The organism is Streptomyces sp. NRRL S-378 (assembly GCF_000720645.1).
Lineage (GTDB): Bacteria > Actinomycetota > Actinomycetes > Streptomycetales > Streptomycetaceae > Streptomyces.
Genome location: NZ_JOBX01000018.1, coordinates 108,128 through 118,836 on the forward strand (window position 1 = coordinate 108,128; position 10,709 = coordinate 118,836).

Consider the following 10,709-nt stretch of genomic DNA (forward strand, 5'->3'; position numbering starts at 1 on the left):
GCCGTGGCGTGATGGACATGCAGACATGGAGAGACGGCCATGGGCGGGCCACAGACGCCGCCGAATCCCTACGCGCAGCCCTGGCCTCCCTAGGCGTCCCCGAGTCCACATGGAGCGGAATACGCCCCTCGGTTACGCATACCGGCAAGCCGTACGTACACCTGGGAATGCTGTCGGCTGACGTGGTGGAGCGAATAGCGGAGGCCATGAGGATCACAGAAACTTCCGCCCAATAGGGGCGGGAGACGGCCTCCCTGGGCCGTCAGCAGATCAGGAAGGGCATAGCTATGACCGACCTGTACGGGCTCCCCATCGAGGGAGCCGAATTCTCGAAGGCATGCGGCGGTAACACCCACCCGGACGGCGAGGCGTGCGTGACGCTCGCGAAGATCGGGCCGGACGCGTGGGCGATGGGTGACAGCAAGCGCCCGAACGCCGAGCCGCTGCGCTTCACCACGGCGGAGCTGGACGCGGCGGGAATCGACCCCGTGCGCTTCGGTCTCTCCGCCTGACTTCTGAGCACTACCTGACTGACGGCCCCGCCCATTCGCCGACGGGCGGGGCCGTCGCCATTCCAGGGAACGGAGCCAAGTGCACCACCACGCTTACGCATGGGTCGGGGAGAAGAAGACCTTCGACAAAGAGAGCATCCGCAGGCCCCCCGGCCAGGCCCCGACCGCGAACAGCGACAAGGACGTACACGACCGATACCGGGAAGCCGTGGCCGCGTTCCCGACCTGTGGCGTTCCGCCTATCCAGACGGCGCACTGGCTCATGAAACCGCCGTCCATGATCCGAGGGACATGGGAGGAACCCAAGGAGGCGGGCGAATGGATGGGGCTCCAACTCGCCGAATTCGCCCCACGGTTCGCCTCTGAGGAGGACCGGGAAGTGACCAGGCTGGTTCTCCTGGTAAAGGCCGCAGTCGAGCGGCTGACGTGGGGTGGGGACGTGTCCCTAGGCCACTACCTGACAGGCACTGTCTTCCACTCGGTCGCCCTTGTGACGTGCTCCCCAAACCGCGCTGCTCCTGACCTCCCGTGTCCGGCCCGGTAGACCCGTGACGCGGTTAGCGCAGGAATGCAGAAAATCCCCCGCACCTTTTGGGTACGGGGGATTTCACTGGCAGCCGGCCTAGCTAACAGCGGCCTTGACAATCTGCACCGATGCAGGCTCGGCGAGAGAAACACCAGCCATGCGCATAGTCAGCTTGAAGCCGACCTGATCGACGTCGAATCGAGCATCCTCGCTGACCTTCACCTGAGCAGTTCGGCGGACACCGACAACGATTCGAGAGGCGTCTGCGACTACAACGGTCTTGGGCGCAAGGAAGCTACTCACCAGGATGGGGAGACCCCATGCGGTGCTAGCCGGGGAGTCAGTCGGCTGACCGCCCTGGTAAATACCCGATCCGCTCGCCTTCTCCTTGCGGAGCGCAGCAGCCATATCGGTAGAGGCCCAGACCACGGAAGGGCGCCCGTTAGTGGCCTCGATTCGGGCCACCGCGTCCGCCAGGTCGTCATAGGTCACCGTGACCTTTCCGGCCCCCAGGGTCGTCGTGATTCCCTGAGAAACCACGCCCTTGATGGGGTTAGCACCCGAGCCGGTGAAAGCATCAGCATCAAACTTCAGCGAAGCGTCACGCAGAAGATTGTCAGCAATGATCCGCCGAAGATCCAGCGCCGAATCCTCCAAGACCTCGGTCGAACACCACTGAATCTCGCCGATCTTCTTCGCGGTGAACTTGACTTCACCCCACACCATCTGGCCCGCCGGAATGGGCTGGCCTTCGGCGGCATAGTCGGCGCCCGTGGAGGAAACAAGCTGCGGTACAGAAAGGGTGTCCGACGTGAAAGGAATGATGCTTTCGGCCGGGAGGCCGCGCAGGAACGTCGAGTTCGCCTTCAGCGCGTCAATGTACTTCGTGGATATCTGGTCGGGCACGGTGTAACCACCGTCGCCGGGAACACCCTCAGAGATGAGAGCCCGATACTCGTTGAGCGACGGCAGCAGGCCGCGCCACTCGTCGGCATCTTCACGGAAGCCCTTACCGCCGGTCGGCATAGCCGCGATCCCGGAGCGATTAGTAAGAGAGCGAACCTCGTTCTCCCAATCGGCTCGGTCTCGATCCTCGCGGGAATCGGCCGCGCGCATCTCCATGGCGCGGAGGGTAGAGGCGATAGCGTCTCGGACTTCCGGAGAATCCGCGCCACCCTCGCCATTAACCGCCGCCAGAATCTCAGTTCGCGCCATGCGCTCTTCAGCCGGAATCGAGTTAATGACCGCTGCAATCTCTCGCGAGGTGAGTCCGCGATCCTCGGACTCGGCAGTCTCAAACATCTTACGAAGCTGCTTCAAAATGTTCTCCATACTAGGGCCGGATGGTCACCGGGCACAAAGAAGGCCGCTTCGGCGGATGCCGAGCGACCTAGTTGGTGTGTGTGGGATAGCTAGAGGGACTGAGCGACAAACGCGTAAAGCTCATTGGCGTGAGTCAGCCACTCACGTCGCGCCTCGGGGCTCTTGCACGCGTCTGCCTTGGCGCGGCACTCGGACGCCCTATCGCAGGCCGCAGTGCCGAGCGTGTGATCCTCGGCGGAAAGAAGGACGGACATCGAATAGCCGTAGTCGTACGGTTTCACTCGTTCCTTCTTATAGGCGTCGCGTTCAGCGCGGAAGTTCATATTGCATCCTTCGTAGTTCGGCTCGCTGTTCATAGGCGAGCCTCTGTCGAGCACGCTTCGCCGCATCGCGGCACGTAGCGCCGCAGAACCTCGGCGGAGCCCCTGGCCCGAGATCACGGGTAAAGGCTTCAGTGCATCGCCAACAAGTCAGAGTCAGTTCAACAGTCATTGCTTCCTTTCGGAGGAAGGGTCACGTTTACGCTTAGGCATGAGAAAGGCGCAGCCCCCGGGTGGAGCATCCCGGGAACCGCGCCAGACTCTGGCCCGCAACTATCATTTGAAGGAGTGACCATCCCTCGGCCCCGAACGCCTCACGGCGTGCGGGAGACTTCCACAGATTCCCTATTGGGTAGCTGCATGGGTTATAGACCCGTTAATCGGCGGAAGGCGTCACAGCGGACAGCATCTGACGTCGCTCGTACTGAACTTCCGAAGAGACCTCGCCCAGGCCGTCGAGGCCGCCCGTGAATAGGCAATCAGCCCAAGCCTCCATCTCGGAGGCGTAGACCTGCCCCCAAGGCGACATAAACGCCCCCTTGGCCCCCGAGGCCGGCTGAGGCTGTGGAAGGGCCGCAGGAGCGTCCCCACGGGCCTTAGCGCGGACCGTGCGCTTTCTTTCCCGCTCCCGATCCTTCAGGCACTCAGGCGCCCCGCAGGTCGCCTTCACGTTGCCGTTCCTGGCCCTGGCCAGCATCCGACTCTTGCAATACAGGCATCGGTTCACTGTCGATCTCCCATCCACAAAGTGGGGACAACCGTCCCCCAAATGTCCTCAGGCATGTCCTCAGGCATTACGCGTCCATACGCGCTCTGACGTGCAAATACACCCTCATGCGCTGCCCACGCTGTCCGATGTCCTCAAGCACGCTAATTAAGGGAAAGGGGGGCTGCGGAAAATGGATTTTGCTCAGAGTTTTGACTCCCCCCTACCGGTTACCTCGGGCACTGTTGCAGCTACGGCACAGCACGCGGATGTTAGAAGGGTCGGACGTGCCGCCCCTCGAAAGCGGCAAGATGTGATCTCCGGTGAGATCGCTGCCAGTGCCACAGAAGGAACACCAGGGCTGCGCTGCTATCGCTGCGGCCCTGGATTTCTGCCAGCGGTAGTCATATCTTCCCTTGGCTCTGGCGTGAGGCTTAGGCGCATACCTGCGCCGTGAACCAGCACAAGGGCATTGCGTCCCGAGAGGACGCAGCTTCTGGCAAGATGAACAGAGCAGATAGGGCATAGCTTTTCCTTGGCGGTGAGCGGAGCGAGCTAGTGAGAATGCCTCGGCTGATTGGCCGAGGGTCTAGCTGGCTATAGGGCGCCCTGATGGGGCGCCTCTGTTAGATCCGATAGAAGGTGCACCCCTGTTTGAATGGGGGTGCACCCCTTTGAAGCCTTGGCCGGAGTCAGGGCCCGTTAGGGAGCCTGGCTCTTTGCCCGCTCTTCGAACGGCCAGGGCATAGCTACGAGCTTGCGAGTAGCTAACAGACCCCGTAGGGGTCTGTAGTTCTTAGTTACTAGTTACGTCTCAGAAAGCCCAGGACTGTAAGACAGCCAAGGTGCAGTGGTGAGACAGCAGCACCACTGTTGTGACACAGGGGCACTTCTCCTCTATCGCATGGAACCCCTCCCTGTGAGACAGGGAGGGCTACACGGGCAAGTAGGGGTTATGGGCCACGGCCGCCCTAACGGCGGCATCGTAAGAGCCGTACTCCGGTTTCCATTGCTGCCCCCGTTCGGCGGGGGCCGACAGGAACACCGCCTGAGCCTCCCAGCTCATGTCATCCCACTTAAGCGTGTGGGGCCCGCTCGGCGCGGGCGCCATCGGCGGCCCTGGAATGCCCGCAGGGCGCCTTTCGGAAGGCCTCGCCGGCTGGGATACCCAAGGGGCGTCAGAACGGCCCTGAGGGGCTTTCTCTGCCTTTTCTCCGGGGAGATTGATTCGGTAGGTCGTGGCGACTCCTCGGGACCCTTGACGGGCGACGGAGAGATAGCCAAGGTCCACAGCAGTGTGCAGCCATCGATTGGCCTTAGACCTGTCGATACCGGTTGCCTCTTGGATCCGGTCGAGGGAGGGACGTACGTCCTCGCCCCAGGTCCCCCAGCGGGTACCAACGGCAATGAGGAAGCGAGTGAAGTTGGGCCACGCGTCTTTGCGCGTGAGCCTGTGAGTCTTGAGAGCGTCGGCCCCGGGAGCCTCGGCCGTGGCCAGGGTGAATACCCATTGGCCGTGTCGTGCCTTAGCGGCATCGGAGCGATTAGCCATGCGGGTACCGACGTGTCCTTTCCTGGCTTGGGTTCTGATTGAGTTGTACCCCTGGCGGGGTGGCGGGTTCAAGGAGACCGTTTAAACGGTCCCTTTGACTTCGCCAGGGGGTGGTGATGCAAGGTTCCTTCGTTACTGGCGCCCGGCACAGGGTCTCGGCGCGGACAGGGGGCGTGTGCGAGTTGTAACCGTTATCCAGGATCAGGACGGCAACCGGAAAGTCGTTGCTGATGTCGTCTATCCCGCCGAAGGTTGACATAGAGAATGCCCCCCTCCGCGAGGAGGGGGGCATCTTGGTTTCAAGGAGTGTGCCGGATGGTCAACTCCAGTTGTTGTCCATCCTGATCAGTCGCTTTTCTACATCGTGCGGAATGACCAACTGACCCAACAGTTCCCCATCGTCCTGTTTGCCAAGTTCGAAAGTGATTCCGGCGCTCAGTAGATCCTTTTCCATGGCCTCTACGCCGCCGATCTTCCAATGTTGGCTGTAGGTCATGCCGGTGCTTTCGTAGACCCACCTATCCTTTGTGGACTCCGGGTCGATCTTCGTCAAGTCGTTCATGAGGGCGTCTAGCGTGGTCTCTGCCTTCTCGCGAACGAATCCGGCCTTATCGAACCTTCCGCCAGGCTCCAGCCCAGACATGTAGTAGGCGATGGAATCTTCCAGTCGTTTGCGCTCACGCCTGTTCTCGTCGCCTCGGGCGTACTCGCGCCGGATCACCTCGTAATCACCCAGGGCCTCAAAGACGGCCTGGGCCAGAGCCGAGTACACATGCTCAGGATCCGGTGTGACGAATCCGGGCTTCCGGCATTCGGGGCACCGCAAGTATCGGTACTCTTTCACTTCGCCAGTAGAGAGCGTTTTGTAGCTGTTCGTTTCGCTAACGTTTCTTCCGCATTCATGTTTCATGACGCCAAGGAACCTGGTGGGGCGGCGGTTCTTCTCATGATGACGTTTGTTCTTCGAGCGGGTGGCAAGTGCCGCTTGTACGCCCTCGAATTCTTCATCGGTCAGGATCGGTTCATCCGTGACCCTGATTTCCTGGCCCTTCTTGTCTAGCACCGGCGTAGATTTGTAGGCGCCTGTTTTCGTTCCCCCCTCAGTGCGAAGCCCCTTAACGGCGGGATTCCTAAGGATCCTGAGGACCTGCTGATTGTTCCACTTGCCGTTGCTGTAGGTTGCGACCTTGGCCCTGTCTAGAACCTTGGCGATTCGGTTTGCCGGAACTCCCCGCATTGCGGCTTGGTACATGTAGCGCACGGCCCGTGCCTGCCTGGGATCTTGCACTAGACGGATTTTCCCGCCCGCCTTGGCGGTCTTGTAGCCATACGAGGGCTTACCAATACGCCATTGATCCTGCTGCTTCGTGTATTCCCAGTGGGATGAAACGCGGGTCTTAGTGTTTGCGGCTTCAATCTCTGCGACTGCTGCGACGAACGTCACCATTGCCTGAGCCATGGGGGATGACAAGTCAAGCGTGTCATTCAGAGAAACCAGGTTCTTCCCGAACTTCTCGCACCACTTGATGACTTCGTGTAGGTCGGAAATGCGCCTGATGAACCGGTCCAACTTCCAGAACAGAATGAGGTCAAACTCTGGTATGCGGTTGTTGAGCCAGTCCCCGAGTTCCTTCCGCTCCCAAGGCGCCTTCTTGGTTGCAGACACTCCGAGGTCCCTGGCCACGCCGACAACCCTGACGCCCTCTCGGATGGCATGGCGACGAAGGTCAAGTTCCTGCCGCGCTGGGCTGGTGGTGTCCTCGGTGAGGATCGACAGTCGCACCGACAGGAGTCCACGGGGCGCGCCCTCCGGCAGCGCCTCGTTCCTGGCCTGAAGTTCGGCCAGCTCTGCCAGCTCCTCGGCGGTCCACTCGGGAGCGGTCTTCGTAGCGGTCATGGGCGCGAGGGTACAGGCAGTTGGATTCTGCCGCCTTCTTCGTGCAGTTCGTGGACCCGTCCTACGCCTACCCGGCGCTGTCGTTCCTCGTCCTGGGCGGACTGCTGCAGACCGGCAGCTTCCTGTACCTGACGCTGCTGATATTCGGCGGCACCCGCCTGTCGGAGGCCTTCCGCCGGCGCAAGCGGCTGTCGGCCGGGGCGACCTCGGCGGCGGGCGTGCTGTTCCTGGGCTTCGCGGCCAAGCTCGCGGCCGGCTGAGGACCGCAGGCCGAGCGCCTCGGCCCGTCAGTTCAGGACGCGGCGCAGGGTCCGGGCCACGCGCCGCACGGTCCGGCTGCGCGGCAGGAACGACAGCTGGGCGGGGATGCCGCCGGGCAGCCCCAGCGCGGTCAGCCGGCGCCGCGTGAAGTACCGCCAGGTTCCGGGGCCCAGGTGCGCGGCCAGGTACGCCTCGGCCGCGCCCCGCCGCGCCGCCAGGATCTGCGGCTGCATGGTGAATCCGACGGCGGTCAGGAGCCCGGCCCGTTCCGCTCCGGCCCGCTCCAGGGACGCGGGCGTCCAGGCGCGGACCGCCTCCGGGTCCGCCAGGTCCGGCAGCAGCGAGTCCACCAGCACCAGCGGCACCCGGTTGCTGTTCGGGTACGGGTCCAGGCGGGCCAGCACGGCCCCGGTGCCGGTGCGCGCGACGGGCAGCCCGTACAGCGTCGCGGCGGTCAGCAGGCCCGTGGAGAAGCAGCCGACGACCAGCGCCGGGCGCAGCAGCCGGTAGAGGGTCTCGGCCAGGACCGGGCCGCTCGCCACGGTGAGCCGGGCGCCGAGCCGTTCGGCCTCCGCCACGGCCCGGCGGGCGTACTCGGCCGGCGCACCGGGGTGGGCCTTGAAGACCAGGTCCCGGTGGCCGAGCGCGAAGGCGCCCCGGACCATCGAGGCGTGCAGCTCCTCCTCCTCGTCCGGGGTCATCAGGCCGAGCGCCGACAGGTACTGGCCCAGCAGCAGGGCCGGGGACCCCCCGACGCCGTCCAGGTCCGGGCCGTGCGGGGGGAGCTCCGCGAGGACCTTCAGGAAGGCCTCCGCGGGCACCAGCTCCCGGCGCGTCCCGAACTCCGCCAGCAGCAGCGGCTGCAGGCCGGGCACCAGGTCCAGGTGGAGCACCCGGCGCACCCGCATCCCGAGCTGCGGGTCGAGGCGGAAGCGGGTGGGTCCGTAGCTCATCAGCCCGTCGGCGTAGACGTCGACCGCCGCACCGGGGAAGAGCCGGCACAGGGACTGGGCCGGCGGGACCTGGAGGGACTCCACGACCAGCTCGATCCTGTCCTCGCCGAGGTCCCACAGCGCGCGCAGGTGCCGCTCCCAGATAGGTACGTCCTCGGCCCGCGGGGCCCAGGTGCTCGGGTGCTGCGGCTCGATCACGGCGTTCCAGTCCAGCACCTCGTCGAAGCGGGTGCGCAGGGCGGCGAAACCCGGCGCACCGGTCAGGCCCGGGGCCACCTCGGCGGTGACGGCGTGGTTGCTGGTCAGCAGGATGCGGCGGCCCGCGGCCGGGAAGCAGCCCGCGTCGACGCCCGCCGCGAGCGTGGCCGCGCCGTAGAGGGTGGAGGCCAGGAAGATCTGCGTGAGCATCAGACGGCCGCCCCCGACGGGGTGCGGCGGCCGCCGCGCAGGCGGCGCAGGAGCGTGGAGCGCTCGGCGTCCATCGAGTCCAGGACCCGGTCGAGCACGTCCTGGGGCATGCGGCCGAGCGCGGCCGTGCTCATGAGGCGGAGTTTCTTTGCCACGGCCGGTTCGTACCTTTCGATGGATCCGAAATGGTGCGCGATCATTGCGCAGTACGTTCGTACGGACTTCGGCAGGAGCAGATCGGATTCCGGATCGGCGGCGACCTCGGAGAGGACCTGATCGAATGCCCGGATGAAATCGAGCTGCCGTTCGTCCCTGATCTGCGTCAACGACGTGGAAACACCGCGCCGGTAGAAGACGCCGGGCAGTCCGACCGCCGCGAAGGAATGGGCCTGCCGGTGCAGCCGCCAGATCCACGGCCGGTCCTCCGCCGTGCGCAGTCCGTCGGTGAAGTGCAGCAGGCCGCGGTCGAGCAGCCGTCGGTGGTACATGCCGGCCCAGGCGTACGGATAGTCCACCGACGTCGCCCGGTCGGCGGGCAGGATCGCGCCGCGGGGATCGGCGACGACGGACTGCGGACCGAAGGGGACGCGCTGCACGCTCCGCGACCGGCCCGTGCAGCGCACATGGTCGGTACGGATGAAATCGCAGCCCAGTGCCTCTATGGCGGTCAGCATCCGGGCCAGGTGGCCGGGGGCCAGCCAGTCGTCCCCGTCCAGGAAGGCGAGGTATTCGCCGCGGGCCGCGTCCAGCCCGGTGTTGCGCGCGGTGGCCAGGCCGCCGTTGCTCGCGCGTCTGAGGTGCACCGCCCCCGGGAGCTCACCCGCCGCCCGTTCCAGCAGGTCCGGCGTCCCGTCCGTCGAGCAGTCGTCGACGAGCAGGAACTCGAAATCCCCCCGGGCGTTCAGTTCGAGACTCCGCAGGGCGTCCGGCGCGTAGGTCCGGACGTTGTAGAACGGCACGACAACAGAGAGCTTGGGCACCCGCGAGACATTAGGACGCCGCCCGGCATTCACCGTGGCCCGGATGCGGATTTCATGTGAACGGCGCGGGGCGGGCGGGTTAACCCGTGCGCTTTCGCATTCAGTCGACGCTTTGTTAACCCGCTGTTGTGCGGTCGTTGGGCCGATCACCGAAAACGCGGAATAGCTTCTGCCGCGTGCCAGAACGCAAACGCGTCGCCGTACTCGCCGATTCCGACACGAGATGGAAATGGGGCGCCACCACCGCCCGCCGTCTCGTGCCCGACCACCAGCTCACCGGATACCTGCTGCGCGGCCGGGCCACGCCCACCGCGCGCCAGCTCGGCGAGGTGGGGGTGCGGGCCGGCCGGCCCACCGAGGTGACCTGCGCCGAGTTCCTCACCGAGATCGCACGCGAGCGCTACGACGTGGTCGTCCTCGCGCTCGTCGGCGGGGCCGTCCAGGCCGTCCTGCACGGGGCCCGCGCCCTGTGGCCCGCCCCCGCCCGGCGCCCCGTACTCGTCACCGGATACGTCGGGGTCGTGTACGAGAAACTCGCCGACGGGCTGCTGCTGCGGCACGGCGCCGACCTCGTCCTCGCCAACTCCCGCCACGACGCGGAGCGCTTCCGCGCCGTGTACGAGGGGGTCGGCGCCGACGCGGGCGCCGTCACCGAGACCGCGCTGCCCTTCCTCGGCGGGGCCCCTTACCAGCCGGCCGGGAGCCGGGCCCGCACGGTGGTCTTCGCCGTGCAGCCCTCCGTGCCCGACAGCCGCGCCGACCGCGCCTACCTGCTGGAACGGGCCGCCGGTCACGCCCGCAAGTACCCCGACCGCGAGGTGCTGATCAAGCTGCGCAGCAAGCCCGGGGAACACACCACGCACCTGGAGGAGCAGCCCTACCAGCGGCTCGCCGAGCGCGTCCGCGGCGGGCTGCCCGCCAACTGCCGCCTGGTGTACGGGAACATGGGCGAGGTGCTGGACGGCGCCGACCTGCTGGTCACCGTCTCCTCGACGGCCGCCCTGGAGTCCCTGCACCGTTCCATCCCGACGGCCGTCCTCACCGACCTCGGCATCCGCGAGGCCCTCGGCAACCACCACTTCCTGGGCTCCGGCTGCCTGGCCTCGTGGGACCAGCTCGACGCGGGACTCCTGCCGGAGGGCGACCCGGTCTGGCTCGCGGCCCAGGGCGTCCGCCCGGCGGGCGCGACGAGCGCCGAGCCGGCCGCGGGCGAGGACGTCGCGGCCCACGACCCCCACCCCCCCGCCCCTCCCCCCCACGACCCCCACACC

General features: G+C 65.7%; 9 protein-coding genes and 1 pseudogene. 4 read left to right on the plus strand and 6 right to left on the minus strand.

The genetic code is table 11. From position 1 onward, the window contains the following. Positions 1-287 precede the first annotated feature (287 nt). Complete coding sequence (locus tag IH80_RS0116020) at positions 288-512, plus strand: DUF397 domain-containing protein (protein WP_030961087.1); 225 nt, start codon at positions 288-290, stop codon at positions 510-512. A 79-nt stretch (positions 513-591) separates the two neighbouring features. Continuing rightward, positions 592-1,056 (plus strand): hypothetical protein, encoded by a 465-nt coding sequence (locus tag IH80_RS0116025; RefSeq protein WP_030961089.1) that lies wholly within the window; start codon positions 592-594, stop codon positions 1,054-1,056. A gap of 78 nt (positions 1,057-1,134) precedes the next feature. Here the strand turns inward: IH80_RS0116025 and IH80_RS0116030 are convergent, their stop codons facing one another. The 4 genes from IH80_RS0116030 to IH80_RS41485 form a co-directional block, all read right to left on the minus strand. Beyond that, positions 1,135-2,358: a phage major capsid protein gene (locus IH80_RS0116030; protein WP_158943484.1), complete on the minus strand. Its 1,224-nt coding sequence runs from the start codon at positions 2,356-2,358 to the stop codon at positions 1,135-1,137. A 92-nt stretch (positions 2,359-2,450) separates the two neighbouring features. Beyond that, on the minus strand, positions 2,451-2,717 hold the full coding sequence (locus IH80_RS0116035) for a hypothetical protein (RefSeq protein WP_158943486.1): 267 nt from the start codon (positions 2,715-2,717) through the stop codon (positions 2,451-2,453). 893 nt (positions 2,718-3,610) lie between these two features. Beyond that, on the minus strand, positions 3,611-3,913 hold the full coding sequence (locus IH80_RS47365) for an HNH endonuclease (protein ID WP_078906556.1): 303 nt from the start codon (positions 3,911-3,913) through the stop codon (positions 3,611-3,613). Between the two features lie 1,345 nt (positions 3,914-5,258). Then, the gene (locus tag IH80_RS41485) at positions 5,259-6,836 is read right to left on the minus strand and encodes a recombinase family protein (protein ID WP_030961094.1); all 1,578 of its coding nucleotides are present in this window, start codon (positions 6,834-6,836) and stop codon (positions 5,259-5,261) included. Between the two features lie 32 nt (positions 6,837-6,868). Between IH80_RS41485 and IH80_RS0116060 the strand changes: the two are divergent. Beyond that, positions 6,869-7,096: pseudogene (locus IH80_RS0116060) on the plus strand (LysE family transporter); the annotation flags it as partial. A 27-nt stretch (positions 7,097-7,123) separates the two neighbouring features. Here IH80_RS0116060 and IH80_RS0116065 read toward each other — a convergent pair. Both IH80_RS0116065 and IH80_RS0116070 read right to left on the minus strand, forming a co-directional pair. Continuing rightward, positions 7,124-8,458, minus strand: coding sequence for a polysialyltransferase family glycosyltransferase (locus tag IH80_RS0116065; protein WP_030961098.1), 1,335 nt, complete (start codon positions 8,456-8,458; stop codon positions 7,124-7,126). Further along, entirely contained in the window at positions 8,458-9,438 is a 981-nt protein-coding gene (locus tag IH80_RS0116070; protein ID WP_030961099.1) for a glycosyltransferase family 2 protein, read from the minus strand. Before IH80_RS0116070 ends, IH80_RS0116065 begins: the two co-directional genes overlap by 1 nt. Positions 9,439-9,614: 176 nt before the next feature. Between IH80_RS0116070 and IH80_RS0116075 the strand changes: the two genes are divergently transcribed. Continuing rightward, positions 9,615-10,709: DUF6716 putative glycosyltransferase (locus tag IH80_RS0116075; RefSeq protein ID WP_051809390.1), on the plus strand; the 1,095-nt coding region annotated here is incomplete at its 3' end.